This is a genomic window from Pseudomonas sp. GM102 (assembly GCF_000282555.1).
In the GTDB taxonomy this organism is placed as follows: domain Bacteria; phylum Pseudomonadota; class Gammaproteobacteria; order Pseudomonadales; family Pseudomonadaceae; genus Aquipseudomonas.
In genome coordinates this window covers 1-26,345 of record NZ_AKJB01000045.1, presented here as the reverse complement: position 1 = coordinate 26,345, position 26,345 = coordinate 1, and the positions used below count along the sequence as shown (strand labels likewise).

The 26,345-nt window shown below is 59.1% G+C and carries 24 protein-coding genes; 8 read left to right on the top strand and 16 right to left on the bottom strand.

The window, feature by feature from the left end; all coding sequences use genetic code 11:
- Positions 1 to 50: 50 nt before the first annotated feature.
- The 3 genes from PMI18_RS21540 to PMI18_RS21550 all read right to left on the bottom strand — a co-directional run bounded on the left by PMI18_RS21540 (position 51) and on the right by PMI18_RS21550 (position 3,341).
- Positions 51 to 980 carry an SdiA-regulated domain-containing protein gene (locus PMI18_RS21540; protein ID WP_007897719.1) on the bottom strand — a complete coding sequence of 310 codons (930 nt, stop codon included), beginning with the start codon at positions 978 to 980 and terminating at the stop codon, positions 51 to 53.
- A gap of 263 nt (positions 981 to 1,243) precedes the next feature.
- Positions 1,244 to 1,909 carry a fumarylacetoacetate hydrolase family protein gene (locus PMI18_RS21545; protein ID WP_007897718.1) on the bottom strand — a complete coding sequence of 222 codons (666 nt, stop codon included), beginning with the start codon at positions 1,907 to 1,909 and terminating at the stop codon, positions 1,244 to 1,246.
- Between the two features lie 37 nt (positions 1,910 to 1,946).
- The gene (locus PMI18_RS21550) at positions 1,947 to 3,341 is read right to left on the bottom strand and encodes an FAD-binding oxidoreductase (protein WP_033036092.1); all 1,395 of its coding nucleotides are present in this window, start codon (positions 3,339 to 3,341) and stop codon (positions 1,947 to 1,949) included.
- Between the two features lie 204 nt (positions 3,342 to 3,545).
- Here PMI18_RS21550 and serA point away from each other — a divergent pair, with 204 nt between their 5' ends.
- The gene (gene serA, locus PMI18_RS21555; RefSeq protein WP_007897715.1) at positions 3,546 to 4,775 is read left to right on the top strand and encodes a phosphoglycerate dehydrogenase; all 1,230 of its coding nucleotides are present in this window, start codon (positions 3,546 to 3,548) and stop codon (positions 4,773 to 4,775) included.
- A 91-nt stretch (positions 4,776 to 4,866) separates the two neighbouring features.
- Here the strand turns inward: serA and PMI18_RS21560 are convergent, their stop codons facing one another.
- Complete coding sequence (locus PMI18_RS21560) at positions 4,867 to 5,292, bottom strand: DUF4399 domain-containing protein (RefSeq protein WP_007897714.1); 426 nt, start codon at positions 5,290 to 5,292, stop codon at positions 4,867 to 4,869.
- Positions 5,293 to 5,427: 135 nt separating this feature from the next.
- On the opposite strand from PMI18_RS21560, the gene PMI18_RS21565 reads away from it, so the two are divergent.
- Positions 5,428 to 6,015: a transporter substrate-binding domain-containing protein gene (locus PMI18_RS21565; RefSeq protein ID WP_007897712.1), complete on the top strand. Its 588-nt coding sequence runs from the start codon at positions 5,428 to 5,430 to the stop codon at positions 6,013 to 6,015.
- A 123-nt stretch (positions 6,016 to 6,138) separates the two neighbouring features.
- On the opposite strand, the gene PMI18_RS21570 is transcribed toward PMI18_RS21565, so the two are convergent.
- On the bottom strand, positions 6,139 to 6,624 hold the full coding sequence (locus tag PMI18_RS21570) for a DUF523 domain-containing protein (protein ID WP_007897710.1): 486 nt from the start codon (positions 6,622 to 6,624) through the stop codon (positions 6,139 to 6,141).
- 2 nt (positions 6,625 to 6,626) lie between these two features.
- A complete protein-coding gene (locus tag PMI18_RS21575) occupies positions 6,627 to 7,259 on the bottom strand; it encodes a 2OG-Fe(II) oxygenase (RefSeq protein WP_007897707.1) in 633 nt (210 codons plus the stop codon).
- 133 nt (positions 7,260 to 7,392) lie between these two features.
- On the opposite strand from PMI18_RS21575, the gene PMI18_RS21580 reads away from it, so the two are divergent.
- Positions 7,393 to 8,145: a DUF2059 domain-containing protein gene (locus tag PMI18_RS21580; RefSeq protein WP_007897705.1), complete on the top strand. Its 753-nt coding sequence runs from the start codon at positions 7,393 to 7,395 to the stop codon at positions 8,143 to 8,145.
- A gap of 102 nt (positions 8,146 to 8,247) precedes the next feature.
- Here the strand turns inward: PMI18_RS21580 and PMI18_RS21585 are convergent, their stop codons facing one another.
- Positions 8,248 to 9,195 carry an alpha/beta hydrolase gene (locus PMI18_RS21585; RefSeq protein WP_007897703.1) on the bottom strand — a complete coding sequence of 316 codons (948 nt, stop codon included), beginning with the start codon at positions 9,193 to 9,195 and terminating at the stop codon, positions 8,248 to 8,250.
- A 97-nt stretch (positions 9,196 to 9,292) separates the two neighbouring features.
- Here PMI18_RS21585 and PMI18_RS21590 point away from each other — a divergent pair, with 97 nt between their 5' ends.
- Both PMI18_RS21590 and PMI18_RS21595 read left to right on the top strand, forming a co-directional pair.
- On the top strand, positions 9,293 to 9,871 hold the full coding sequence (locus tag PMI18_RS21590; protein WP_007897701.1) for a DUF6436 domain-containing protein: 579 nt from the start codon (positions 9,293 to 9,295) through the stop codon (positions 9,869 to 9,871).
- A gap of 103 nt (positions 9,872 to 9,974) precedes the next feature.
- Positions 9,975 to 12,386: a penicillin acylase family protein gene (locus PMI18_RS21595; RefSeq protein ID WP_007897698.1), complete on the top strand. Its 2,412-nt coding sequence runs from the start codon at positions 9,975 to 9,977 to the stop codon at positions 12,384 to 12,386.
- 144 nt (positions 12,387 to 12,530) lie between these two features.
- Here the strand turns inward: PMI18_RS21595 and PMI18_RS21600 are convergent, their stop codons facing one another.
- Positions 12,531 to 13,496 (bottom strand): GlxA family transcriptional regulator, encoded by a 966-nt coding sequence (locus PMI18_RS21600; protein WP_007897696.1) that lies wholly within the window; start codon positions 13,494 to 13,496, stop codon positions 12,531 to 12,533.
- Between the two features lie 323 nt (positions 13,497 to 13,819).
- Between PMI18_RS21600 and PMI18_RS21605 the strand changes: the two genes are divergently transcribed.
- The gene (locus tag PMI18_RS21605; RefSeq protein WP_007897695.1) at positions 13,820 to 14,461 is read left to right on the top strand and encodes an HD domain-containing protein; all 642 of its coding nucleotides are present in this window, start codon (positions 13,820 to 13,822) and stop codon (positions 14,459 to 14,461) included.
- Positions 14,462 to 14,584: 123 nt separating this feature from the next.
- Here PMI18_RS21605 and PMI18_RS21610 read toward each other — a convergent pair whose 3' ends face one another.
- From PMI18_RS21610 to PMI18_RS21645, 8 genes are all read right to left on the bottom strand, one after another.
- A complete protein-coding gene (locus PMI18_RS21610) occupies positions 14,585 to 15,475 on the bottom strand; it encodes an ABC transporter permease subunit (RefSeq protein ID WP_007897694.1) in 891 nt (296 codons plus the stop codon).
- Positions 15,472 to 16,353 (bottom strand): ABC transporter permease subunit, encoded by an 882-nt coding sequence (locus PMI18_RS21615; protein ID WP_177319017.1) that lies wholly within the window; start codon positions 16,351 to 16,353, stop codon positions 15,472 to 15,474. The genes PMI18_RS21610 and PMI18_RS21615 overlap by 4 nt, the downstream gene beginning before the upstream one ends.
- Before the next feature lie 35 nt (positions 16,354 to 16,388).
- Positions 16,389 to 17,531: an ABC transporter ATP-binding protein gene (locus PMI18_RS21620; protein WP_007897692.1), complete on the bottom strand. Its 1,143-nt coding sequence runs from the start codon at positions 17,529 to 17,531 to the stop codon at positions 16,389 to 16,391.
- A gap of 61 nt (positions 17,532 to 17,592) precedes the next feature.
- Positions 17,593 to 18,690 carry a polyamine ABC transporter substrate-binding protein gene (locus PMI18_RS21625; protein ID WP_007897690.1) on the bottom strand — a complete coding sequence of 366 codons (1,098 nt, stop codon included), beginning with the start codon at positions 18,688 to 18,690 and terminating at the stop codon, positions 17,593 to 17,595.
- A gap of 249 nt (positions 18,691 to 18,939) precedes the next feature.
- Entirely contained in the window at positions 18,940 to 20,037 is a 1,098-nt protein-coding gene (locus PMI18_RS21630; RefSeq protein ID WP_033036089.1) for a polyamine ABC transporter substrate-binding protein, read from the bottom strand.
- A 182-nt stretch (positions 20,038 to 20,219) separates the two neighbouring features.
- A complete protein-coding gene (locus PMI18_RS21635; RefSeq protein ID WP_007897687.1) occupies positions 20,220 to 21,584 on the bottom strand; it encodes an aspartate aminotransferase family protein in 1,365 nt (454 codons plus the stop codon).
- A 58-nt stretch (positions 21,585 to 21,642) separates the two neighbouring features.
- Positions 21,643 to 23,001 (bottom strand): glutamine synthetase family protein, encoded by a 1,359-nt coding sequence (locus tag PMI18_RS21640; protein WP_007897685.1) that lies wholly within the window; start codon positions 22,999 to 23,001, stop codon positions 21,643 to 21,645.
- Positions 23,002 to 23,038: 37 nt separating this feature from the next.
- Entirely contained in the window at positions 23,039 to 23,815 is a 777-nt protein-coding gene (locus PMI18_RS21645) for a gamma-glutamyl-gamma-aminobutyrate hydrolase family protein (RefSeq protein WP_007897684.1), read from the bottom strand.
- A 278-nt stretch (positions 23,816 to 24,093) separates the two neighbouring features.
- Between PMI18_RS21645 and PMI18_RS21650 the strand changes: the two genes are divergently transcribed.
- Together PMI18_RS21650 and PMI18_RS21655 are read left to right on the top strand one after the other, a co-directional pair.
- A complete protein-coding gene (locus tag PMI18_RS21650) occupies positions 24,094 to 25,470 on the top strand; it encodes a glutamine synthetase family protein (RefSeq protein WP_007897683.1) in 1,377 nt (458 codons plus the stop codon).
- A gap of 225 nt (positions 25,471 to 25,695) precedes the next feature.
- Positions 25,696 to 26,331: a TetR/AcrR family transcriptional regulator gene (locus PMI18_RS21655; RefSeq protein WP_007897682.1), complete on the top strand. Its 636-nt coding sequence runs from the start codon at positions 25,696 to 25,698 to the stop codon at positions 26,329 to 26,331.
- Positions 26,332 to 26,345 lie beyond the last annotated feature (14 nt).

Here is a 26,345-nt window from a genome sequence, read left to right as displayed (position 1 = left end):
ATGAATTCAAGCTTAATGGCCAGTGGCCTTCGACCACAATTACCGAACTCCTACGGTTGTTTTTCGAAGCGATAGAACAGGTTCGGCTCACTCACGATGTACAGCGTGCCCGCTTCGTCCATGGTCACGCCTTCGGCACGGGGAATGGTTTTTTTCAGACCATTGAAGCCACCCAGCAGAGTCATGAAGCTGACCTGTTCGCCTTTCTCGTCCAATTCCAGCAGCAAGTGCGAATCGGCGGACAGCACCAAGGTATGGCCGGTGCGCGGATCGATGGCCAGGGCCGACAGATTGCGGATATCCAATTCGTCGCTGGACAGCTTTTGCTTGTCGCCCTTGAGGATTTGGCTGCCGTCGCTTTTCCAGCTGAACAGCGCCGGTGGACGCTCTTCACCCAGCAGCAGTTGCTGGTTGCGCGCATCCCAAACGATCGCCTCAAAGGCCTTATTCTGGTTTTTCGACGGGCCCAGGTCGTATTTCGGGAAACTGGCGATATTCAGTTCCCGGGTATCGGCGTCGACCTTGACGATGGAAAGCAGGTGCGCGCGTTCATCGGTGATCGCCAGCAAACCATTGCCCATGACCGTCACCCCTTCCGGGTTGCTCCAACCCACCAGAGGCATTTTGCGCAACACATCGCCCTGCAACGTCAGCTCGACCAGGAACGGGTTCTTGCCCATCACCGCAAACAGGGTTTTGGTCTGCGGGTCATAAGACACGTCTGACGCTTCGTCCTTCTCCATACCCGGCAGCAACTTGGCGTCGATCACCGCCCGGTAATCCGGCAGCCAGATACTCTCTTTTCGCTCGGCCGGGCTTTCGAAACGCTCCATCACCCAGAGCACGCCGCGATCGTCCCAGTGCATCGCAAACACGAGGCCATACACAGCAGCAGCCACCAGCAAAAGCCAGGAATACCAACGCATGACAAAGCGCGAGCGGCGGGCAGTTTTCAGCTTGGGCAGCGGTTGGGTGGTCATGCAGGGATACGTTCCAGAAATTCAGGCTATGGGTAATAGCACAATTGGGACTGGCTCAGACGCCAGAAGCCCAAGAATTATCCGGACAAAATGTGAAAAAAACGGGAAATGGCGGGATTGCCCTTTGCGGGCAGATGCGATTCCCAGGAAGGATCACAAACCAAAGCGGGCTTGCTCGCGAATGCGGTCTGTCATCCAACATTGATGCTGGATTTGACGACCTCTTCGCGAGCAAGCCCGCACACACTGGGTTTTGCGTTGGGTCAGCGCACGCTGCTGGTGAAGCGGCTGGCGCCCGGCAATTCGAGTACCAGTTCGTCACCGACATTCAACGAACCAACGCCCATCGGCGTGCCAGTCAGAATCACGTCACCGGCCTGCAGCGAGAAGCAGCCGGCCATGTACTGGATCATCGGCACGATCGGATTCAGCATGTCCTTGCTGTTGCCATCCTGGCGGACTTCGCCATTGATGGTCAGGCGGATACCGATGTCGGTCAGGTCGGCAAAGGTACTGCCCGCCACGAACGGCGCAATGACCGCCGCACCGTCGAAGGATTTGGCGATTTCCCACGGCAGGCCCTTGGCTTTCAACTCGGCCTGTTTGTCGCGCAGGGTCAGGTCCAGGGCGGGGGCGATGCCGGAGATGGCATCCAGCACTTCTTCACGGCTCGGCTTGGTCGACAGTGGCTTGCCAATCAACACGGCGATTTCCGCTTCGTAATGCACCGAGCCCCGCTCGGTCGGAATGCTGAAACCACCTTCCAGCGGCACCACGCAACTGCCCGGCTTGATGAACAGCAGTGGTTCGGTAGGCACCGGATTGTCCAGTTCCTTGGCGTGTTCGGCGTAGTTACGGCCAATGCACACCACTTTCCCCAGCGGGAAATGAATACGCGTACCGTCGACATACTGGTGCTGATAGCTCATTGACCGACTCCTGTTTCGTAGCTCTTAAATTCAAAAGTCAAACAGCGAAAATCTTGCCCGGGTTCATGATGCCGTTCGGGTCGAACACTGCTTTGACGGCTTTCATGTACTCGATCTCAACCGGCGAGCGACTGTAGGTCAAGTAGTCACGCTTGGTCATGCCAACGCCGTGTTCGGCGGAAATCGAACCGTTGTACTTCTCGACGGTTTCGAACACCCACTTGTTGACGGTCGCGCACTTGGCGAAGAACTCGTCCTTGCTCAGGTTGTCCGGCTTGAGGATGTTCAAGTGCAGGTTGCCGTCGCCGATGTGGCCGAACCAGACGATTTCGAAATCCGGGTAGTGTTCGCCGACGATCGCATCGATTTCTTTCAGGAACCCCGGGACTTTCGAGACAGTGACCGAAATGTCGTTTTTGTAGGGTGTCCAGTGGGAAATGGTTTCGGAGATGTACTCGCGCAATTTCCACAGGTTCTGCAACTGTGTTTCGCTCTGACTCATCACGCCGTCCAGCACCCAGCCCTGCTCCACACAGTGCTCGAAGGTTTCCAGGGCGTGGTTGGCCACTTCTTCAGTAGTCGCTTCGAATTCCAGCAGCGCGTAGAACGGGCAATCGGATTCGAACGGTGCCGGCACATCGCCACGAGCCATAACCTTGGCTAAAGCCTTATCGGAGAAGAATTCGAAGGCAGTCAGGTCAAGTTTGCTCTGGAATGCGTGCAGCACAGGCATGATCGAATCGAAATCGGCGGTGCCGAGAACCATTGCGGTGAGGTTTTTCGGCGCACGGTCCAGACGCATGGTGGCCTCGACCACAAACCCCAGCGTGCCTTCGGCGCCGATGAACAGCTGACGCAGGTCGTAGCCAGTGGCGTTCTTGATCAGGTCTTTGTTCAGTTCCAGCAGATCGCCCTTGCCGGTGACGACTTTCATGCCGGCCACCCAGTTGCGGGTCATGCCATAGCGAATGACCTTGATCCCGCCGGCATTGGTGCCGATATTGCCGCCAATCTGGCTGGAACCTGCCGACGCGAAGTCCACCGGGTAGTACAGACCGTGCTCTTCAGCCTTGTTCTGCAATTGCTCGGTAACCACGCCTGGCTGACAAACGGCCGTGCGGTCAGTCAGGTTCACGTCGAGGATCTGGTTCATGTAGTCGAAGGACACGACCACTTCGCCATTGGCTGCCACGGCCGCAGCCGAAAGCCCGGTACGACCGCCAGACGGCACCAGCGCCACCTTGTGTTCATTGGCCCAACGGACAATGGCCTGGACCTGCTCGGTGGTCTTGGGGAACACGATGGCCATCGGGGCCGGGGCAAAATGCTTGGTCCAATCCTTACCGTAAGCATTCAGGGAGTCGGCATCGGTCAGCACCTTGCCAGGCTCAACCAGGGTCTTCAGCTCATCAATCAGCGCAGGATTGGTCATCGATAGAACTCTCGAACAATTCATGGTCATCCTGAGAACGCTTCACGTCGCAGGAATGAGTGTTTAGCGGGGTGCATATGCTAGCATATCGACCCCGCAGCATAGTGCCCAACGGCTGTCCTGCGGCGACGGCTTTCTTGCCGTCCGGGTCAGCATCTGTTGACCATTTCCTGCCAAATTTCTCCGGGATACAGGTTTACGCAGATGAGCAAGACTTCTCTCGATAAGAGCAAGATCAAGTTCCTTCTTCTCGAAGGCGTCCACCAATCGGCTGTCGACGTCCTCAAGGCGGCGGGCTACACCAGCATCGAGTACCTCACAGGTTCTCTGCCGGAAGCCCAGCTCAAGGAAAAGATCGCTGATGCTCACTTCATCGGCATTCGCTCCCGCACTCAACTGACCGAAGAGATCTTCGATCACGCGAAGAAGCTGGTGGCTGTCGGCTGTTTCTGCATCGGCACCAACCAGGTCGACCTCAACGCGGCTCGCGAACGCGGCATCGCGGTATTCAACGCGCCGTACTCCAACACTCGCTCCGTAGCCGAGCTGGTATTGGCCGAAGCGATCCTGTTGCTGCGCGGCATTCCTGAGAAGAACGCTTCCTGCCACCGTGGCGGCTGGATCAAGAGCGCAGCCAACTCCTTCGAAATCCGGGGCAAGAAGCTGGGTATCGTCGGTTACGGCTCGATCGGCACCCAACTGTCGGTTCTGGCTGAAGGCCTGGGGATGCAGGTGTACTTCTACGACACCGTGACCAAGCTGCCACTGGGTAACGCCACCCAGGTCGGCAACCTGCACGAGCTGCTGGGCATGTCCGACATCGTCACCCTGCACGTTCCGGAAACCGCAGCCACCCAGTGGATGATCGGCGAGAAGGAAATCCGCGCCATCAAGAAGGGCGGCATTCTGATCAACGCTGCTCGCGGCACCGTGGTTGAACTGGACGCCCTGGCGGACGCGATCAAGGACAAGCACCTGATCGGCGCGGCCATCGACGTATTCCCGGTGGAGCCGCGCTCCAACGAAGAAGAGTTCGAAAGCCCGCTGCGCGGCCTGGACAATGTGATCCTGACCCCGCACATCGGTGGTTCCACCGCTGAAGCGCAGGCCAACATTGGTCTGGAAGTGGCGGAAAAACTGGTCAAGTACAGCGACAACGGTACGTCGGTATCGTCCGTGAACTTCCCGGAAGTGGCCCTGCCGGCTCACCCTGGCAAGCACCGTCTGCTGCACATCCACGAGAACATTCCGGGTGTGATGAGCGAGATCAACAAGGTCTTCGCCGAAAACGGCATCAACATTTCCGGTCAGTTCCTGCAGACCAACGAGAAAGTCGGCTACGTCGTGATCGACGTCGACGCCGAGTACTCGGAAATGGCGCAAGAGAAGCTGCAGCACATCAACGGCACCATTCGTTGCCGCGTGTTGTTCTGATCGCTACTTGAGCGACAAAAAAGGGAGCTCCTCGGAGCTCCCTTTTTTACGGCTGCTTTTTCATGGCCGCTTTTTCATGCCGGTGGAAAAGTTATTTCACATTCACGGTGATTTTCTTCGAAACGATTGGCGGATCGAACGGCATGTGACCGCTGTCGCCCAGCTCGAGCTGCAAGGTGTGCTTGCCCGGTGTCAATTTGACTTCAGCCTGGGTCTGCGCCTTGCCAAAGTGCAAATGGTTGGCATCATTCGGAATCGGGGCGCCAGCGGCTGGCAGCTTATCGACATCGATCAGCAAATGGTGATGGCCGGTGTTCTTGGTGACATCGCCCGCCGGAGCCAACGCAATGTTCTCAACAGCGAACTTGACGACGACGGTTTGCGGAACCGTGGCTCCGTCCGCAGGAGAAACGATGAACACTTCTGCACCTTTGGGAGCCGGTGTAGCAGCCGTTGCCAGCATCGATGCACCCAGCAACAGGCCAGCCAACGCTGCACGTGACATAAAGCTTTTCATTCTCTTCTCCAGTTTTTCCGTAAAATTCGCTCGACCGTGACAACTTCACGGCCATTCGTTGTCGAAGGCACACGACAACCATAGCAAAGCGAGCCTGAACAGCGCGTCGCGATAAATGAATTCAAAGGAGTGACCATGCGTTTTTTGCCTGGCCTGATCTGCCTGCTACCCCTTTTGAGCCCTTTGGCTCATGCCGAACTGATTGACGATGTAAACGACCGCGGCGAATTGCGCATTGCCCTTGAGGCTAATACACCACCCTTCAATTTCAAGGACGACGACAAACTGACCGGCTTCGAAGTCGAGTTGGGTCAACTGCTGGCCGATGAGCTGGATGTGCGGGCCGACTTCGTCGTCACCGATTCCGACGATCTGTTGACCGGCGTCGAAAGCGGCAAATACGACGTCGCCATCAATCACGTAGCACCAACTCCGGACCTGAAGGATCGTTTCGACTTCAGCGAGCCTTACATTCACACCAATGCGCAGTTGATCGCGCAGAAAGAAGAGCAACCGCGATCAATCCTGTTGGTGCAGTCGCTGACGGAGGAAAAGCCGAAAGCCGCCCCGGCTGTGAGCCTGGCCATTCCGTTTCAGAAGGGTAACCCGGCGTTTCATGCCAGCCTGGAGAACGCCTTGCAGCGGATCAAGGCTGATGGCCGGCTGGAGACGCTGGAACAGAAATGGTTCGGGGCGGATACGAGTGTGGCGCCGAAACCCTGAAATCGCGGAGAAACCTGTGGGAGCGAGCCTGCTCGCGATGGGGTCATAACAGTCAATATTGATGTTGAATGTAAGACCGCTATCGCGAGCAGGCTCGCTCCCACAGTGGATTTGGGTTAGTCGTTAGTCGAGGGTTGCCAGTGCCTGCGCCGCTTCAGCCAACTCCAGCTCGCTGAAAACCTGCACGCCATGACGCTTGAGCAATGCCGCGGTAACCCCCTCGCCACTGACCTTCACGCCACTGAACGTCCCGTCATAGGTCAACAGATTCCCGCAAGACGGGCTGTTGGCCTTGAGCACGGCAATGCGGATGCCGTGCTGTTGCACCAGCTCCAGCGCTTGATAAGCCCCCGAAAGAAACTCGGCACTGACGTCTTCGCCCTCGGTGGTGATGACCGATGCAAGGCCATCAAGCACTTCACCGCCCTGCCCGCCCGGAATCTCCGCCGCGGCTCTTGGCGTCGGCAAACCACCGGCAACCTCCGGGCACAACGGCACCACCCGGCCTTCGGCAATCCACTGCTCCAACAGATTGAACGGCCCACTGGCGCCGCCGTCGTAACGGACGCGGTGACCGAGCAAACAGCGGCTTACCAGAATCTTTTGCATGATCAGAACGGCTCATTGCCACGGCGCCGGAACCAGCCCGTCAACGACAGGCGATCTCGGGTCGCGGGCAGGACTTCGTGAGGTACTTCGCCCGACAGGAACACCACCAGGCATCCGCCGGAGGGGACCACATCGTGTTCGACGCCTTCGTCTAGGTACATGCGCAACTGACCGCCATGCTCGGGCAGCCAGCTGTCATTGAGGTAGATCACCGCCGAGACCATGCGCCGGTCGTCATCGCGGAAACGGTCGACATGCTTGAGGTAGAAAGCGCCAGGTGGGTAGAGGGCGAAATGGCTTTCGAAATCTTCCAGGCCCAGAAACAAACTGCGATTCATCGCCTCACGCAGGCTGTTCATCAACCCCAGATAACTGTCGCAGGCCTCGACCTGACCGGGTTCGAGCCACTGGATATGGTCGCCACGAATGCCCTCGCGGATCTCCGAAAACGGCCCGCGCCCCACGGCGGCCGGGGCGAGCTCACCCTCGGCTGCACGTTTGCGGCACTCGGCCGCCAGCGCCCGGGTCAGATCCAGAGGCAGGAAAATATTCTGCTGCGACCAGCCGCGCTCAGCCAGGTCGTCGACGATACGTAACAGCAGCGGATGATCAGAGGATATTTGCATGGCGCGCATAGTATTCCTGTGCCCGCAAATCCGACAGAGCCGCGCAGCGGAGTATTGGTCGGATAAGGTACGCAACCTGATACGAATTCTCGACAAGTACGAATGCCGCACGGAGAATAGTCGCCTGCTGACAGGAGTCCCTATGCGCCGTTTGCTTTTTTCACTGCTGATGTTCTGTGTTTTGCCCGCCTGGGCGGACGGCCACGACCAGTTGTACAAGGTCGCCGGTTGGCCAGAACAACGCGCGCATTTCAACGATGCTCTCTCCGCCGCTCAACAGCGTTACCAGAATAGCCTGCCGCCGGCGGTGTTTCAGGCCCTGGTCAACAACAGTAATCAGCGTTTCGCCCCCAAGGCCATGGACCAGCGTGCCGAAGCGCAGCTGCGCAAAAAACTTGCCGATCCGAAACCTGCATTAACCTTCTTCCAATCGCCCTTGGGCAAGAAAATCGTCGCTGCCGAACTGCTGGCGACCCGTCGCGATCAATTGGCGAAAAACGCCAAGGGCTTGCCGAAAATGCAGGCCAGCGATACCCGTCAGCTGATCATCGGCCACCTCGCCCAGGCCCTGCCCGCTCGCGAGGCCGGTGCTGAAGTCAGTCTGGCGATTGCGGGCGTGGCGGCCGACAGCCTGAGCTCGATGATTCCCGGCCTGCTCGGTGGCGGTCAGGCACAAGGCATGCTGAACGGCCAGCGCCAGCGCCTGATGGAGCAGATCGGGGCTGACCTGAACAATACGCTGCTGTATGTCTATCGCGACCTGTCGGATGACGAGCTGGAAGAGTTCGCCACCTTTGCCGAGTCCATTGAAGGCAAGGCTTACTATCAAGCGGCCTTGGCGGCGATTCGGGCGGGGTTGGCGGTGGGGCAGAGTACGTCGAGCCTTGCCCAGTAATTTTTGGCGTCTGCGAAATCGCCTTCGCGGGCAAGCCTCGCTCCTACAGGGATAGCGTAATTCCTGTAGGAGCGAGGCTTGCCCGCGAAGCCAATCGAAATGTCACCGCCGATCCCGACTCATCCGCTTGCTCAAAAACCCGAAATACTCCTGCCGCAATCCCGCTGACTCATTCGCCAGATGATGCCGCGCCTCAGGCAGCATCAGCACCTGAGGCCGATCGAACTTGCCCCGCAATACATCAAGGTTGTGCTTCCAATCCACCGTCATGTCCGCCTGCCCCTGCACAATCAACGGCCGCCGTGGGCTGCTTGGTGCCGCTTCGATACGCTTGATCCACCGCCCCAGCGCACCGACCCAAGCCGTCGGCAGACGCAGCGGCTGCAGCGGATCGGCTTGCAGGAACGTCAGGAAGTCGGGGTCGTTGGAGTTCTCGCTGAAACGCCGGGCGATGCCTTTGACGAACGGCTTGAGCAGGTAATAACTGAGCTGCGACCAGCCCCAGGCTCGCGGTCGCACCAGTGGCGACAGCAGAATCACTTGCCCTTGGGCCGGACTGCTCGCGCCCTGATTGAGCACATGATCGATCACGATCGCCCCGCCAGTGCTTTGCCCGCACAGGTGCCAGGGCTGTGGAAGGCCCAGCGATTGCGCCTCGGCCAACAGCCCTTGCAGCGCGCTCTGATACTCGGCGAAGTCCTTGATGCTCGCCCGTTCGCCACTGGACAAGCCATGCCCCGGCAGGTCACAGGCGATCACCGCAAAGCCCTGGTCCAGCGCCCACTCGATCACATGCCGATAGAGCCCGGTGTGATCATAGAAACCGTGAAACAAAAACAGCGTCGCCTTCGCCCGCTCGGGCCACCAGAGCTGGCTGACCACTTCATAGCCATCGACCTCGAAACGCCCCAGGCCACTGCGCAAGGTTCGCCGGGGAAAATCCAGCCCATAAAAATGCTGATAGGCCATGGCTTCCGTCGACAGCGGCTGCCACTCGGCCAATGGCCGCAGGCTGGCACGCAAATGATCGGGGTCGAAAGTGACAGACATGGGCTATTCCAGAGCGCGAAACGGACTTTATGGGCCTGCGATATTCATCTGTCGCGGCAAGCATGGCAAGCTAGCCGACCTTCGAGGATTGAAACCCATGCGTCCGGCCTACCGCACCACATTGCTTGCCAGCCTGCTCGCCCTTGTGTGTGCCGGCGTGCTGTGGGCCGCCTATGACTGGTTTCAGGGGCGCTACTTGCGCGCCTTCAGCTCGCACACTGCGGTGTTCTCCGGCGACCCATTGCGCCTGCCAGACGAACTTGCCGGCCCCGGCGCCATTCGCCTGGTGCACTTCTGGGACCCGGCCTGCCCGTGCAATGTCGGCAACCAACAACACCTGACCGAACTGGTCGAGCAGTATGTACCGCAGGGCGTCGAGTTCTATGCGGTCCAAAAACCCGGCAGCCACGGCCAATTGCCCGGCACGTTGAGTCGCCTTAAAACCATCACTGTCCTGCCAGGTTCCGAACAAATCCCTGCCAGCCCGGCGGTGGCGATCTGGGACCGCAGTGGCAAGCTGGCGTATTTCGGGCCGTACAGCGAAGGCCTGACCTGCAATTCGAGCAACAGCTTTATCGAGCCCATTCTGCAAACGCTGAATGAAGGCCGCGCGGTAAACGCCACCCACACGCTGGCGGTGGGTTGCTACTGTCCGTGGCCTGCTGAGGTGAAGTAAGGCATTCCTGACTTTTCCAGGACCGCGATGCCCGGCACAGGAGGTCTGTGCTACACGTTTGCAGCCCCCACAGGCGGCAATCCCGAAAGAACAAGGAGTCACCATGAAACGCGTCCTGACCGTACTTGCCTTGCTGATTGTCGTACTCGCCGCCGGGGGCGGCTGGTATGTGTACAGCAAGCAACCGACGCGCCAGGGCCAGGTGGCATTGCAGCACCTGCAAGGTTCGGTGACCGTGCGCTACGACGAGCGCGGCGTGCCGCATATCCGCGCCGAAAACGAAACCGACCTCTACCGCGCCCTCGGCTATGTGCATGCCCAGGACCGACTGTTCCAGATGGAAGCCATGCGGCGCCTGGCCCGTGGAGAGCTGGCCGAAGTCCTTGGCCCGAAACTGGTCGACACCGACAAACTGTTTCGCAGCCTGCGCATCCGCGAGCGGGCTGAAAGCTACGTCGCCGCGCTGGATCGTCAGTCGCCGGCGTGGAAGGCCCTGCAAGCCTACCTGGACGGTATCAATCAATATCAGGACAGCCACGCTGCGCCGATAGAGTTCGATGTGCTGGGGATCCCCAAGCGCCCTTTCACCGCCGAAGACAGCATCAGCATCGCCGGCTACATGGCCTACAGCTTTGCCGCGGCGTTTCGCACCGAACCCTTGCTGACTTACGTGCGTGACCAACTGGGCCCCGAGTACCTGAACATCTTCGATCTCGACTGGCAGCCCAAGGGCGTATTGGCCAAAGGGCGCGCCAACCCTGCGCCGACCCTCACCGCCAATGACTGGAAGGGGCTGAATGCCCTCGCCCGTTTGAGTGAGCAAGCCCTGGCCGACAACGGCCTGCCGCAATTCGAAGGCAGCAATGCCTGGGTGATTTCCGGCAACCGCAGTAAAAGCGGCAAGCCTCTGCTGGCCGGCGACCCGCACATTCGCTTCTCGGTGCCGTCGGTGTGGTACGAAGCGCATCTGTCAGCGCCGGGTTTCGAGCTGTATGGCTACCATCAGGCGCTGGTGCCGTTTGCGTTTCTTGGCCACAACCTGGATTTCGGCTGGAGCTTGACGATGTTCCAGAACGACGATCTGGACCTGATCGCCGAGAAGGTCAACCCGGACAACCCGAACCAGGTCTGGTATCGCGGCCAGTGGGTCGACATGATCAACAGCGAACAACAGATCGCCGTGAAAGGTCAGTCACCGGTGACATTGACCCTGCGCCAGTCCCCCCACGGCCCGATCATCAACGATGCGCTCGGCACCGCCGCCGGCAAGACACCGGTCGCCATGTGGTGGGCCTTCCTCGAGACGCCGAATCCGATCCTCGACGGCTTCTACCAGCTCAACCGCGCCGACACCCTGGCCAAGGCCCGCGCCGCGTCGGCCAAGGTTCAGGCACCGGGGCTGAACATCGTCTACGCCAACGCCAAGGGCGACATTGGCTGGTGGGCCTCGGCGCTGCTGCCCAAGCGCCCGGCCGGGGTGAAGCCCGGTTTCATCCTCGACGGCAGCACCCCTCAGGCGGACAAGGAAGGTTATTACCCGTTCAGCGCCAACCCACAGGAAGAGAACCCGGCGCGAGGCTATATCGTCTCGGCCAACTTCCAGCCGGTGTCGCCGACCGGCATGGAGATTCCCGGTTACTACAACCTTGCCGATCGTGGTCAGCAGCTCAATCGGCAACTCAGCGACAAAAACGTGAAGTGGGACAACGAGTCCAACCAGAAGCTGCAACTGGGCACCACCACCGAATACGGTCCGCGTTTGCTCGCGCCGTTGCTACCGGTACTGCGTGAAGTGGTGAGCGATCCCGCCGAGCTCAAACTGGTGGAGCAACTGGCGCAGTGGAGCGGCGATTACCCGCTGGACTCCATCAACGCCACGCTGTTCAACCAGTTTCTGTTCAACCTCACCGATGCGGCGATGCGCGATGAACTGGGCAATGACTTCTTCGAAACGCTGCTCCCGACCCGGGTGATCGATGCCGCACTGCCGCGCCTGGCAGCCTCCGCCGATTCACCGTGGTGGGACAACCGCAACACCCCCGGCAAGGAAACCCGCGCCGATACGGTCAAGGTGGCCTGGCAAGCGAGCATGGCTCACCTCAAAACCACTCTGGGCGCCGATTTCGCGCAATGGCAGTGGGGCAAGGCGCACACCCTGACTCACGGTCATCCGCTGGGGATGCAGAAACCGCTGGAGCGGATCTTCAACGTCGGCCCCTTCGCGGCACCCGGCACCCACGAAGTGCCGAACAACCTCTCGGCCAAGATCGGCCCGGCGCCGTGGCCCGTGACTTATGGGCCGTCGACGCGGCGGCTGATCGACTTCGCCGACCCGGCCCACAGCCTGACCATCAACCCGGTCGGCCAGAGCGGCGTGCCGTTCGACAGCCACTATGCCGACCAGGCTGAGGCGTATATCGAAGGGGTTTACTACCAGGCGCATTTCAATGATGAAGAAGTGACGGCCAATACCCGCAGTACGTTGAAGCTGTTGCCGACTAGGGCTGCTCATTAGTTTTGTGGTGTGACTGCGAGCCTCATCGCGAGCAGGCTCGCTCCCACAAGGGATCTCCAGTGAACATAAATTTTGTGTCTGCCACAGATCCTGTGGGAGCGAGCCTGCTCGCGATGAGGCCCGCACAGGCAACACAAATTACCGCTAAACCATCACCGCAAAATTCAACCTGAACTGCTGCGGCGTAACCCCCAGCCTGCGGTTGAACACACTGCGCATATGCTGGGCATCCCGAAACCCGCACTGGTACGCCACGGTTTTCAGCGGCGCATGGGTGCTTTCGAGCATCACCCGCGCCGCGTCCACCCTCGCCCGTTCGACGAATTCCGCCGGGGTGATTTTCGCTTCCTTGGCAAACACCCGGGAAAAGTTGCGCGTGCTCATATTGGCGGAATTGGCCAGATCGGCAATGGTCAGGTCGCCATTGAGGTTAGCCAGCACGTAGAGCTGGACCAGCGCCACCGCCGAAGTCGGTTCGGCGTGGGGCGTGAGGAACGGGCTGAACTGCGATTGCCCGCCCGAGCGCTGAGTGAACACCACCAGCCGCTTGGCCACGCTGAGTGCCACGTCCGGCCCGTGATCCCGGGCCAGCAGATACAACGACAGATCGATTCCCGCCGTGACCCCGGCCGAGGTGTAAAGCTCGCCGTCCTGCACGTACAAACGATCAGCCTCGACCTGAGTCGACGGACACAAATCCGCCAATGCCGCGGCGTCGCCCCAATGAGTGGTGACCGTTCGCCCGTCGAGCAATCCGGCCCGAGCGAGCATGAAGGCGCCATTGCAGATCGAGCCAAACCGTTGCGCCAGCCCGCAGGCATCGCGCAACCAGGTATCGAACGCCGCACCAAAATTGATGAACGGCAACTGCGGCCCACCCGCCACCAACAGCAGGTCATAAGCCTCTAGCGCTTCACTGAAATGCCGGTGGGCATTGAGCGACAAACCGTTGGAACACGCCATCACCCCACGCTCGATACCGATCACCTCCAGCCGATAGTGATCCTCCGGGGCCAGGAAACGATTGGCTTCGGAAAACACATCCATGGGGCCGGTGACGTCCAGTGACTGGACGCCTGGGAATACCACGATGGCAACGGTTTTGTGCATGGCAGGAAACCACCCTCAATTAATCAGGATTAACACTCACTTGTGGCGAGGGGGCTTGCCCCCGTTGGGCTGCGCAGCGGCCCCATTTCAGGTTCATGTACGGGGATGGGAGTGCTGCGCACTCCAACGGGAGCAAGCCCCCTCGCCACAAGAGCGTAATCACCGCGCTCAACCCTAGCCAATCCAGGCCCAACAAGCGAGGTTGGCGCGATATGCAGGCTCATTGGCCGGGATCGCAGCCATGCATCGATTGTCCGGTTTCGGCTGCGCGAACAGACTGATCCCATCAGCGCCGCCACGGCGTTCCCCATGAGGAAAGCACCATGAGCAGCATCATCGCCGGTATCAAAATCCCCGACAGCGCGCTGGCCAAGGCCACCACTGAATACATACGCGACGTCGAGTCCGACCTGCTGTTCCATCACTCACGCCGGGTGTTTCTGTTTGGTGCCTTGAGCGGTGAACGCAAGCAATTGGCCTACGATCCGGAACTGCTTTACGTCGGCGCGATGTTCCATGATTTGGGCCTGGTGGAAGGTCACCGCAGCGATGACGAGCGCTTCGAAGTCGACAGTGCCAATGCAGCCAAAGCGTTCCTCAAACCCTACGGTTTGTCTGACGACGATATCGAACAGGTCTGGTTGTCGATCGCCCTGCACACCACACCGGGCGTGCCGCAACACCTGCGGCCCAACGTGGCGCTGGTGACAGCCGGCGTCGAGATGGATGTGCTGGGCATCGACTACGCGGCGTATTCCACCGTGCAGCGTGAAGCAGTGGTGCATGCGCATCCACGGGGTGAGGAGTTCAAGGAGTGCATCCTGTGTGCGTTCGCCAACGGCTTCAAACATAAGCCGGACAGCACGTTTGGCACCGTGAACGCGGATGTACTGGTGGACAGCGAGCCGGGCTTCAAGCCGATGAACTTCGTCGAGATCATCCGCAAATCGCCTTGGGTCGCTTGACCTGATCGTTCCCACGCTCTGCGTGGGAATGCAGCCCGGGACGCTCCGCGTCCCATCAAGAGCCGAACGCGGAGCGTCCGTTGAGGCATTCCCACGCAGAGCGTGGGAACGATCATGCGTGGATCAAGCCGCTTCCGGCGCCTGCGCCCGGCGCACGTCCGGTTGTTTCCAGGAGTCGGCGGCACCTTCTTCGATGGCCTGCTGGATCGCACGCTTGCGAATCTCTTCGGCACGACGGCTGAAGTACCAGACCAGGAACGTCACCAGCGATACCGCCAACAGAATCAGACTGGCCACGGCATTGATCTCAGGCTTCACACCCAGACGCACCGCCGAGAACACTTCCATCGGCAACGTCGTCGAACCTGGCCCCGACACAAAGCTCGCCAGCACCAGATCATCCAGCGACAGGGCAAACGACATCATGCCCCCCGCCGCCAACGACGGCGCGATCATCGGGATAGTAATCAGGAAGAACACCTTCCACGGCCGCGCGCCCAGGTCCATGGCTGCCTCTTCGATGGACAGGTCCAGTTCACGCAAGCGCGCCGACACCACCACCGCCACATACGCCGCACAGAACGTAGTGTGAGCGATCCAGATGGTGACGATGCCGCGTTCCTGCGGCCAGCCGATCATCTGCGCCATGGCCACGAACAGCAGCAACAGCGACAGACCGGTGATCACTTCGGGCATCACCAGCGGCGCGGTGACCAGGCCACCGAACAGCGTGCGGCCCTTGAAGTGGGTGATCCGCGTCAGCACGAAGGCCGCCAGCGTCCCCAGTGCCACCGCTGCAATCGCCGTGTAGCAGGCGATTTCCAGCGAGCGCACCACCGAGCCCATCAGCTGGGTGTTGTCCATCAACCCCACGTACCACTTGATCGACCAGCCGCCCCACACCGTCACCAGTTTCGAGGCGTTGAACGAGTAGATCACCAGGATCAGCATCGGCGCGTAGATGAACAGTAAACCCGCTACCAGCATGAAACTTGAGAAACGGAAGCGCTTCATTCCTTGCCCTCCATTTCTTTGGCCTGACTACGGTTGAACAGAATGATCGGCACAATCAGGATCGCCAGCATCACCACCGCCAGCGCTGACGCCACCGGCCAGTCACGGTTGTTGAAGAACTCTTGCCAGAGCACTTTACCGATCATCAGGGTTTCCGGACCGCCGAGCAGCTCCGGGATCACGAACTCGCCCACCACCGGGATGAACACCAGCATGCAGCCGGCAATGATGCCGTTTTTCGACAGCGGCACGGTGATCTTCCAGAAACTGTTGAAGTTGCTCGAACCCAAGTCCGACGCGGCTTCCAGCAGGCTGGTGTCGTGTTTGACCAGGTTGGCGTAGAGCGGCAGGATCATGAACGGCAGATAGGAGTAAACGACCCCGATATAGACCGCGAGGTTGGTGTTGAGGATCTGCAGCGGTTCGTCGATCCAGCCCATGCTCATCAAAAAGCCGTTAAGCAGGCCGTTGTTGCTGAGGATGCCCATCCACGCATACACGCGGATCAGGATTGCGGTCCAGGTCGGCATCATGATCAGCAGCACCAGCACCGTTTGCAGCTCTTTGCGGGCGCTGGCAATGGCGTAGGCCATCGGGTAGCCGATCAATAAACAGAGGACGGTGCTGATCAGCGCCATCTTCAACGAGCCGAGGTAAGCGGCGATGTACAACTCGTCATCGCCCAGCATCGCGTAGTTGCTCAGGTTAAGCAGCACCTGGAGCTTCTGGTCGATGAAGCTGTAGATCTCGGTGTACGGCGGAATGGCCACGTCGGCTTCGGCGAAGCTGATCTTCAAGACGATGAAGAACGGCAGCATGAAGAACATGAACAGCCAGATGAACGGAACCCCGATGACCAACTGACGGCCACCGGGAATTATTCGATTGAGCCGGCGTTTGAATTTGCGCATGTTCATGAGCGAAGTACCACGCCGCTGTCGTCTTCCCAGTACACGTAAACCTGGTCACCCCAGGTTGGGCGCTGGCCACGGCGTTCGGCGTTGGCGACGAAAGACTGGACGATCTTGCCGCTCGGCAGTTCGACGTAAAACACCGAGTGGCCACCGAGGTAGGCGATGTCATGCACTTTGCCGCTGGACCAGTTGTATTCGCAGGTCGGCATGGTCGGCGTCACCAGCAGTTTTTCCGGACGGATCGCGTAGGTCACGGACTTGTCCTGCACCGAAGTGCTGATGCCGTGGCCCACATAAATCTGCCGGTCCAGGTCCTTGCAGGTGATGGTCGCGTAGCCTTCGGCGTCGTCGATCACTTCACCGTCGAAAATATTGACGTTGCCGATGAACTCGCAGACCAGACGGCTGGTCGGGGTTTCGTAGATGTCGATCGGGCTGCCGATCTGGGCGATCCAGCCCAGGTGCATGATCGCGATGCGCTCGGCCATGGTCATGGCCTCTTCCTGGTCGTGGGTCACCATCACGCAGGTCACACCGACGCGCTCGATGATCTCGACCAGTTCCAGCTGCATTTGCGAGCGCAGTTTCTTGTCCAGCGCGCCCATCGGTTCGTCGAGCAGCAACAGCTTCGGTCGCTTGGCCAAAGAACGCGCCAGCGCCACACGCTGACGCTGGCCGCCAGACAGCTGATGGGGTTTGCGCTTGGCGTACTGGCTCATCTGCACCAGCTTGAGCATGTCGGCCACGCGTGCATCGACTTCAGCGGCAGGAAGCTTGTCCTGCTTGAGGCCGAAGGCGATGTTCTGCGCCACGGTCATGTGCGGGAACAAGGCGTAGGACTGGAACATCATGTTGATCGGCCGCTCGTACGGCGGCATGTCAGTGATGTCTACGCCATCGAGGTAAATGCGCCCCTCCGTGGGCCGTTCGAAACCTGCCAGCATCCGCAGCAAGGTGGATTTGCCCGAACCCGAGCCACCGAGCAAGGCGAAGATTTCGCCTTTCTTGATTTCCAGGGACACGTCGTCCACGGCAATCGTCTCGTCGAACTTTTTGGTGACCCGGTCGATTTTGACCAGCACCTGTTTAGGTGTCTGGTCGCCCTCGAGGGCTTTCTTATAGGCGCCGGAGGCAACTGCCATTTACGAAACTCCCAACAGAATTTGCAGTTCGCTCAACGTGGCGAACCTGGATAGTTTGAAGCTATTTGCCCGACTTGACCTTGGTCCAGCTGCGCGTCATCAAACGTTGAATATTCGGTGGCAACTCGATGGATACGTATGTCTTGTCGAGGACCGCTTGCGGTGGATATACCGATGCGTCGGTGCGTATGGACTGTTCCATCAGTTTGTCCGACCCGGGGTTCGGGTTGGCGTAGCCTACGGAATCGCTGACCTGGGCAATCACCTCGGGTTTCAGCAAATAGTTGATGAAGGCATGGGCTTCCTTGACGTTGGCGGAATCCTTGGGGATAGCCAGCATGTCGAACCAGAGCGCGCCGCCCTCTTTCGGAATCGAGTAGGCGATGTTCATGCCTTTGCCGGCTTCAGCCGCGCGGGCCTTGGCCTGGAACATGTCGCCGGAAAAACCGATCGCCACGCAGATGTCACCGTTGGCCAGGTCTGCGATGTATTTGGAGGAATGGAAATACGTCACGTAAGGCCGCACTGCCAGCAACTTGGCTTCGGCCTTTTTGTAGTCTTCAGGGTTGGTGCTGTTGGCGTTCAGGCCCATGTAGTTGAGGACCGTGGGCATCATTTCATCGGCGGAGTCGAGGAACGCCACGCCACAGCTGTGCAGCTTCTTGATGTTCTGCGGCTCGAACACCACATCCCACGAATCGATCTTGTCGAGGCCCAGCACTGCCTTGACCTTGTCGACGTTGTAACCGATGCCGTTGGTGCCCCACAGATAGGGTACGGCGTACTGATTGCCCGGATCGTTCTGTTCCAGGCGCTTGAGCAGCACCGGGTCGAGGTTGGAATAGTTAGTCAGCTTCGATTTGTCGAGCTTCTGGAAAGCCCCGGCCTTGATCTGTTTGCCAAGGAAGTGGTTGGACGGCACGACCACGTCATAACCGGTACGCCCGGCCAGCAACTTGCCTTCCAGGGTTTCGTTGGAATCGAATACGTCATACACCGGCTTGATACCGGTTTCTTTCTGGAAGTCGGCCAGGGTGGTCTCACCGATGTAGTCCGACCAGTTATAAATATGCACTGTGCCAGCGGCCTGAACACTGACAGCGAGTGTCAGCCCGGCGCCGACCAGCAGGGCATTGCGCAACAAAGAAAAAATAGGCAAGTGGAGGTCCTCTAAAATTAGTTGGGCCCAAGTTGCCCCGCGTTACATGACAGCCATGGCTGCCTGGCAACAAAACCGGCGCGCAACTTACCCTCGAAAAACCGTTCCAGCAAAACTTTTATGCAGAACCCTGTAGCAGCTGCCGAAGGCTGCGTTAAGGTCCGAAGGACCTTCCCGCGTTCTTGAGAGCGCAACCGCTGCGCGGTTGGACGCAGCCTTCGGCAGCTGCTACAGGGTTGGGTTTATTACTTATTTACCGGATTTGATCTTGGTCCAGCTGCGAGTCAGGATCCGCTGGGTCGCGGCCGGCAAGTCGGCAATCGCGTACAGCTTGGCCAGCACTGCCGCTGGCGGGTAGATGCCTGGATCGCTGGTGATTTCTTTATCGACCAGTGCGGTGGACGCCGCGTTACCGTTCGGGAAACGCACGGCGTTGGTGATCTCGGCCATGATTTCCGGCTTCTGCAGGAAGGTCATGAACTTGTAGGCGCCTTCGACGTTTTCGGCATCTTTAGGGATGGCGACCATGTCGTAGAAGCTGCCGGCACCTTCTTTGGGAATGTTGTAGCTGACTTTCACCTTGTCACCGGCTTCAGCGGCGCGAGCCTTGGCCTGGTAGATGTCACCCGAGTAACCCACGGCGACGCAGATGTTGCCGTTGGCCAGGTCGGAGATGTACTTGGACGAGTGGAAGTAGCCCACCGAAGGACGAATCTTCAGGAACAGCGCTTCGGCTTCAGCCAGTTGTTTCTTGTCCTGGCTGTCGGTTGGATAGCCCAGGTAATGCAACGCCACCGGAATCATCTCGGTTGGCGAATCGAGGAAGCTGATACCGCACGACTTCAACTTGGCGGCGTTTTCAGGTTTGAACAGCAGGTCCCAGGAATTGGTCGGTGCATCGGCACCCAGTGCAGCCTTGACCTTCTCGGCGTTGAAACCGATACCGATCGAACCCCACATGTAAGGGAACGCGTGTTCGTTACCCGGGTCGCTCACCGATACCGCTTTGAGCAGGTCCGGGTTCAGGTTTTTCCAGTTAGGCAGCTTGGACTTGTCCAGCTTCTGGTAAACGCCGGCCTTGATCTGTTTGGCCAGGAAGTTGTTCGACGGCACAACGATGTCGTAGCCGGACTTGCCTGCCAGCAACTTGGCTTCAAGGGTTTCGTTACTGTCGAACACGTCGTAGACGACTTTGATACCCGACTCGGCTTCGAACTTCTTGACGGTATCCGGTGCGATGTAATCAGACCAGTTGTACACGTGCAGCACTTTGTCGTCCGCCTGAACGGCGCCCGCCATCACGCCCATCAGGGACATGGCGAGGAGGGTCTTGCCAGCTATCTTCATACCTAATGCCTTCATGGGTAATGCTCCAATTTTTCTTTTTAACCACGTGCTCAGCGGCCTGTTACCGGGCATCCGAACAACCGTTAGTCTGGCAAGATCCAAGGCAGGCTTTCAAGGAAAGACCCATCCTTTGTTTGCACTGAGCGAAGTGCAATCTTCACACCTCGCTCAGAGCCTAGCACTTAGCCCTGCAACGCACTCAGGGTCAGGTCCAGGCACTTGCGCGCCTTGGTCACCAACTCGTCGATTTCAGCCGGTGTAATCACCAGTGGCGGAGCAATGATCATGGTGTCGCCGACGGCGCGCATGATCAGGCCGTTTTCGAAGCAGAACGTGCGGCAGATCATGCCAACGCCCTTGCCTTCGTAACGTTTGCGGGTGGCTTTGTCCTGAACCAGTTCGATGGCCCCCAACAGACCGACCCCACGCACTTCCCCTACCAACGGGTGATCGCTCAGTTCCCGTAGACGCTTTTGCAAATAAGGTGCCGTTTCTGTGCGCACGCGCTCGACAATTTTCTCGTCGCGCAGGATACGAATGTTTTCCAGCGCTACCGCAGCGGCCACCGGGTGCCCGGAATACGTGAAACCGTGGTTGAAATCACCGCCTTCGTTGAGCACCTCGACCACGTCGTCGCGCACGATCAGGCCACCCATCGGGATGTAGCCGGAGGTCAGGCCTTTGGCGATGGTCATCATGTGGGGTTTGAGGTCGTAGAAATCGGTACCGAACCACTCACCGGTACGGCCGAAACCGCAGATCACTTCGTCGGCCACGAACAGAATGTCGTACTTGGCGAGGATTTCCTTGATGCGCGGCCAGTAGCTGTCTGGCGGAATGATCACGCCGCCGGCGCCCTGGATCGGCTCGGCAATAAAGGCACCGACGTTGTCGACGCCGACTTCCAGGATTTTCTCTTCCAGCTGATTGGCCGCCCAGATACCGAACTCGTTCGGCGTCATGTCGCCGCCTTCGCCGAACCAATACGGCTGGGCAATGTGGACGATGCCCGGGATCGGCAAGTCGCCCTGTTCGTGCATGTACGTCATGCCACCCAGGCTCGCGCCGGCCACGGTGGAACCGTGATAGCCGTTCTTGCGACTGATGATGACTTTCTTCTTCGGCTGGCCCTTGATCGCCCAGTAGTGGCGAACCATCCGCAGCATGGTGTCGTTGCCTTCGGAACCGGAACCGGTGAAGAACACGTGATTCATGCCTTCAGGCGCAACGTCGGCAATCACCTTGGCCAGCTCCAGCACCGGCGGGTGAGCCGTCTGGAAGAACAGGTTGTAATAAGGCAGTTCGCGCATTTGTTTGCTGGCGGCATCAGCCAGTTCATCGCGACCGTAGCCGATCGCGACACACCACAGGCCGGCCATGCCGTCGAGGATCTTGTTGCCTTCGCTGTCCCAGAGGTAAACGCCCTTGGCGCTGGTGATGATGCGCGGGCCTTTCTCTTTCAGCTGCTTGAAGTCGCTGAACGGGGCCAGGTGGTGATCGCTGCTCAGGGCTTGCCATTCACGGGTTTGCGGGTTGTTGCTGGTCATGCGAATTCTCCTAAGATTCGAGTGGAGGGCGCCGCCAGGAACAGCGGCGCCCGGCGCATCAGACGGCGAAGAGCAGGAATTCCCGCTCCCACGAACTGATCACGCGCTTGAAGTTTTCATGCTCGGCCCGCTTGACCGCGATGTAGCCCGTGATGAATTTCTTGCCCAGGTACTTTTCGATGGTCTTGCTGTTTTCCATGCGATCCAGGGCATCTTCAATGGTCAGTGGCAGGCGCAGGTTGCGCCGCTCGTAACCACGACCCACGACCGGAGCACTCGGGTTATGCCCTTCGACCATGCCGATAAAGCCGCACAACAGGCTGGCGGCGATGGCCAGGTAAGGGTTGGCATCGGCACCCGGCAGACGGTTTTCCACCCGACGATTCTGCGGCCCGGCATCCGGAACCCGCAGGCCCACGGTGCGGTTCTCTTCGCCCCACTCCACGTTCACCGGTGCCGAGGTATCCGGCAGGAAGCGGCGGAACGAATTGACGTTGGGTGCGAACAACGGCAGCAGCTCAGGAATGAATTTCTGCAAGCCGCCGATGTGGTTGAGAAACAGCTGGCTCATGGTCCCGTCTTCATTGGAGAAGACGTTTTTGCCGGTCTCGATGTCGATGATGCTCTGGTGCAAGTGCATGGCGCTGCCCGGCTCGCCGGTCATGGGTTTGGCCATGAAGGTCGCCGCCACGTTGTGCTTGAGCGCGGCTTCACGCATGGTGCGCTTGAACACCAGAATCTGGTCGGCCAGGGACAGGGCATCGCCATGACGGAAGTTGATTTCCATCTGCGCGGTGCCGTCCTCATGGATCAGTGTGTCGAGGTCCAGCTCTTGCAGTTCGCACCAGTCATAGACGTCTTCGAACAACGGATCGAATTCGTTCGCAGCTTCAATCGAGAAAGACTGACGACCGGTTTCCGGACGACCAGAGCGGCCGATCGGCGGTTGCAGCGGGTAGTCCGGGTCATCGCTGCGCTTGGTGAGATAGAACTCCATTTCCGGCGCCACGATCGGCTGCCAGCCGTGGTCGGCGTAGAGTTTCAGCACCTTTTTGAGCACATTACGCGGCGACAGCTCGATCGGATTGCCCTGCTTGTCGTAGGTGTCGTGGATCACCTGGGCGGTGGGCTCGATGGCCCAGGGCACCAGAAACACCGCGTTCTGGTCGGGGCGGCAGATCATGTCGATGTCGGCCGGGTCGAGCAGTTCGTAATAGATGTCGTCTTCGACATAGTCGCCCGTCACGGTCTGCAACAGAACGCTTTCAGGCAAGCGCATGCCTTTTTCGGCAATGAACTTGTTGGTCGGCGAGATCTTGCCCCGGGTAATCCCGGTCAAGTCGGCGATCATGCATTCGACTTCTGTGATCTTGTGGTCTTTCAACCAATCGGTGAGCTGGTCGAGGTTGTTACTCATAAATGCCTCTTAGGCTGAGTTTCCTGACTCTTATAAGTCAGGCGTTGTTTGACGCATCGGCGTCGCGTTGTAGAGCGTGCTTGCGGCAGGCATCGCCAAATGCCTGGAAAATCGCAAGGTAGTCCGGATTCAAGCTTACCTGCCATTCGGGATGCCATTGCACACCTAAAGCAAAAGCCTTGCCTTCGATAACAAAGACAGCTTCGATCAACCCGTCGGGCGCCACGGCTTCCACACGAAGGCCCGGCGCCAGACGCTCAATACCCTGGCCATGAATCGAATTGACTTGAATCTCGCTCGCCAGGCCCAGCCCGGCCAGCACACCGCCCGGCTGGACATGCATCGGGTGACTGGGGGCGTACTGCCCTTCCAGCGGCAGGCTGTCGTCTTCACGGTGATCCATGAATGGACCGGCCTCGTGGACCTTCTGATGCAGACTGCCGCCGAACGCCACATTCATTTCCTGGAAGCCGCGGCAAATGCCGAGCACGGGAACACCGGCCTCGACAGCGGCGCGGATCAGCGGAAGAGTGGTGGCATCGCGTGCAGAATCATGAGCGGTACCCGGCGCACTGGCCGGGCCGTTATAGTGAAACGGTTCTATATTAGAAGGAGAGCCTGTAAAGAGAATGCCGTCCAGAGCGTCCAGAATATCGGACGGCGCCAGCTGATCCGCCAGGGATGGAAGAATCAACGGCAGGCCTTTGGCAGCTGATGCCACGGCGCGTACGTATTTGTCGCCACTGATGTGATAAGCATGCAGACCGATCTGCTTTGAGCAGGCGGTGACGCCGATTAACGGCAGGCGAGACATGAAGCACCCCGGTATTATTGCTGTTATGGGTTTAAATCGAGCTTAGCCTTGTTCATTTTTTTACACAACACCCCCGTAAAAAATACAACACGGCCCGCTCAAGCTCGCGGGCGCCAAGAAGACTGAAGGCAAAAAAACGCCCCAAAGTGCCTCAAAAATGCCTCGCGAGTGCTTTTTTAGGGCAAAAAAGGCCTCGCTTGACTTCGGCATGCCGTTCGGGTTGACTGGAATCCGAAGAGATCAATGATTGATATTTTTAACAACAAAGGTGTTGCATCATGTCGGTACCCCCGCGTGCCGTTCAGCTTAACGAAGCGAACGCGTTCCTTAAGGAACATCCTGAGGTTCTGTACGTTGACCTTCTGATTGCGGATATGAATGGTGTGGTGCGCGGCAAGCGCATTGAACGCACCAGCCTCCACAAGGTTTACGAGAAAGGCATCAACCTGCCGGCCTCTCTATTTGCTCTGGATATCAATGGCTCGACGGTGGAAAGCACCGGCCTGGGCCTGGACATCGGCGATGCTGACCGAATCTGCTATCCAATCCCCGACACCCTGTGCAATGAGCCCTGGCAGAAGCGCCCGACCGCGCAACTGCTGATGACCATGCACGAACTCGAAGGTGATCCTTTCTTCGCCGACCCGCGCGAAGTCCTGCGACAAGTCGTAGCCAAGTTCGACGAGATGGGCCTGACCATCTGCGCTGCGTTCGAACTGGAGTTCTACCTGATCGACCAGGAGAACGTGAACGGTCGCCCACAACCGCCGCGCTCGCCGATCTCCGGCAAACGCCCGCATTCGACACAGGTCTACCTGATCGACGACCTCGACGAATACGTCGACTGCCTCCAGGACATTCTGGAAGGTGCGAAAGAGCAAGGCATCCCTGCCGACGCGATCGTCAAGGAAAGTGCCCCGGCACAGTTCGAAGTGAACCTGCATCACGTGGCCGACCCGATCAAGGCCTGCGACTATGCGGTCCTGCTCAAGCGGCTGATCAAAAACATCGCCTATGACCATGAGATGGACACCACCTTCATGGCCAAGCCTTACCCTGGCCAGGCGGGTAACGGTCTGCATGTCCACATCTCGATTCTTGATAAAGATGGCAAAAACATTTTTGCCAGCGAGGATCCCGAGCAGAACGCCGCACTGCGTCACGCGATCGGCGGTGTGCTCGAGACCCTGCCGGCGCAGATGGCTTTCCTCTGCCCGAACGTCAACTCCTACCGTCGTTTCGGCGCACAGTTCTACGTGCCGAATTCGCCGTGCTGGGGCCTGGACAACCGCACCGTGGCCATTCGCGTACCGACCGGCTCCTCCGATGCCGTACGCATCGAACACCGTGTCGCCGGCGCCGACGCCAACCCGTATCTGTTGATGGCTTCTGTTTTGGCGGGCGTGCACCACGGCCTGACCAACAAAATCGAGCCGGGCGCACCCGTAGAAGGCAACTCCTACGAGCAGAACGAGCAAAGCCTGCCGAACAACTTGCGTGATGCATTGCGCGAGCTGGATGACAGCGAAGTCATGGCCAAGTACATCGATCCAAAATACATCGACATTTTTGTCGCCTGTAAAGAGAGCGAGCTGGAGGAGTTCGAACACTCCATCTCCGACCTCGAGTACAACTGGTACCTGCATACCGTGTAAGCGATTGCAGTAAAAAAACGCCGCCGGCTGATAAGGCCGAGCGGCGTTTTTTTATGGCCGCCTACGGCGGATCGCGGGCAAGCCCGCTCCCACAGGGATCGTCTGCGTATTCAATATCTGCATTCAACGCATGACATTGTGGGAGCGGGCTTGCCCGCGATGGCGGCCGAGAAGACAACACACAACTCGACTCGTACAATGCCTGCTGCCCCGCAGGAGACTTCAATGACGCGCACCGCCACTACTCGCAAACCCCGCGCCCGCAGTCAGGCCCGGATCGATTCGATACTCGATGCCGCCCGCACGCTGCTGGCCGCAGAGGGCGTGGCCAGCCTGTCGATCTACAGCGTCGCCGAACGCGCGGAGATTCCGCCCTCCTCCGTCTACCATTTTTTCGCCAGCGTCCCGGCCCTGCTCGAAGCCCTGACCGCCGACGTCCACGCCGCGTTTCGCGCCTGCTTGCAAGCGCCCATCGACCACCACGCCCTCAACGGCTGGCGCGATCTGTCGCGACTGGTGGAACAACGCATGCTCGCCATCTACGACGAAGACGCCGCCGCCCGTCAACTGATCCTCGCCCAGCATGGCCTGACCGAAGTCACCCAGGCCGACCGCCAGCACGACATCGAACTCGGCGACCTGATGCACAAGTTGTTCGACCACCACTTCGAGTTGCCGACGCTGCCAAGTGACGTCGATGTGTTTGCGCTGGCCATGGAGCTGGGGGACCGAGTGTATGCACGCTCGGTGCAACAGCATGGGCAGATCACGCCGCGCATGGCCGAGGAAGGGATGCGGGTGTTTGATGCTTATCTGGGGCTGTATTTGCCACCCTATTTGCCCAAGCGCGAAGTGCTTTGATCGTTCCCACGCTC

What these genes read in the sequence shown, in the direction of transcription:
- PMI18_RS21605 (WP_007897695.1), top strand. Translation starts at nt 13,820, where the DNA reads ATGAGCAGCATCATCGCCGGTATCAAAATCCCCGACAGCGCGCTGGCC.
- PMI18_RS21640 (WP_007897685.1), bottom strand. Translation starts at nt 23,001, where the DNA reads ATGAGTAACAACCTCGACCAGCTCACCGATTGGTTGAAAGACCACAAG.
- PMI18_RS21550 (WP_033036092.1), bottom strand. Translation starts at nt 3,341, where the DNA reads ATGACCAATCCTGCGCTGATTGATGAGCTGAAGACCCTGGTTGAGCCT.
- PMI18_RS21580 (WP_007897705.1), top strand. Translation starts at nt 7,393, where the DNA reads ATGCGCCGTTTGCTTTTTTCACTGCTGATGTTCTGTGTTTTGCCCGCC.
- PMI18_RS21565 (WP_007897712.1), top strand. Translation starts at nt 5,428, where the DNA reads ATGCGTTTTTTGCCTGGCCTGATCTGCCTGCTACCCCTTTTGAGCCCT.
- PMI18_RS21655 (WP_007897682.1), top strand. Translation starts at nt 25,696, where the DNA reads ATGACGCGCACCGCCACTACTCGCAAACCCCGCGCCCGCAGTCAGGCC.
- PMI18_RS21575 (WP_007897707.1), bottom strand. Translation starts at nt 7,259, where the DNA reads ATGCGCGCCATGCAAATATCCTCTGATCATCCGCTGCTGTTACGTATC.
- serA (WP_007897715.1), top strand. Translation starts at nt 3,546, where the DNA reads ATGAGCAAGACTTCTCTCGATAAGAGCAAGATCAAGTTCCTTCTTCTC.
- PMI18_RS21585 (WP_007897703.1), bottom strand. Translation starts at nt 9,195, where the DNA reads ATGTCTGTCACTTTCGACCCCGATCATTTGCGTGCCAGCCTGCGGCCA.
- PMI18_RS21560 (WP_007897714.1), bottom strand. Translation starts at nt 5,292, where the DNA reads ATGAAAAGCTTTATGTCACGTGCAGCGTTGGCTGGCCTGTTGCTGGGT.
- PMI18_RS21635 (WP_007897687.1), bottom strand. Translation starts at nt 21,584, where the DNA reads ATGACCAGCAACAACCCGCAAACCCGTGAATGGCAAGCCCTGAGCAGC.
- PMI18_RS21650 (WP_007897683.1), top strand. Translation starts at nt 24,094, where the DNA reads ATGTCGGTACCCCCGCGTGCCGTTCAGCTTAACGAAGCGAACGCGTTC.
- PMI18_RS21610 (WP_007897694.1), bottom strand. Translation starts at nt 15,475, where the DNA reads ATGAAGCGCTTCCGTTTCTCAAGTTTCATGCTGGTAGCGGGTTTACTG.
- PMI18_RS21540 (WP_007897719.1), bottom strand. Translation starts at nt 980, where the DNA reads ATGACCACCCAACCGCTGCCCAAGCTGAAAACTGCCCGCCGCTCGCGC.
- PMI18_RS21570 (WP_007897710.1), bottom strand. Translation starts at nt 6,624, where the DNA reads ATGCAAAAGATTCTGGTAAGCCGCTGTTTGCTCGGTCACCGCGTCCGT.
- PMI18_RS21590 (WP_007897701.1), top strand. Translation starts at nt 9,293, where the DNA reads ATGCGTCCGGCCTACCGCACCACATTGCTTGCCAGCCTGCTCGCCCTT.
- PMI18_RS21620 (WP_007897692.1), bottom strand. Translation starts at nt 17,531, where the DNA reads ATGGCAGTTGCCTCCGGCGCCTATAAGAAAGCCCTCGAGGGCGACCAG.
- PMI18_RS21595 (WP_007897698.1), top strand. Translation starts at nt 9,975, where the DNA reads ATGAAACGCGTCCTGACCGTACTTGCCTTGCTGATTGTCGTACTCGCC.
- PMI18_RS21545 (WP_007897718.1), bottom strand. Translation starts at nt 1,909, where the DNA reads ATGAGCTATCAGCACCAGTATGTCGACGGTACGCGTATTCATTTCCCG.
- PMI18_RS21630 (WP_033036089.1), bottom strand. Translation starts at nt 20,037, where the DNA reads ATGAAGATAGCTGGCAAGACCCTCCTCGCCATGTCCCTGATGGGCGTG.
- PMI18_RS21600 (WP_007897696.1), bottom strand. Translation starts at nt 13,496, where the DNA reads ATGCACAAAACCGTTGCCATCGTGGTATTCCCAGGCGTCCAGTCACTG.
- PMI18_RS21645 (WP_007897684.1), bottom strand. Translation starts at nt 23,815, where the DNA reads ATGTCTCGCCTGCCGTTAATCGGCGTCACCGCCTGCTCAAAGCAGATC.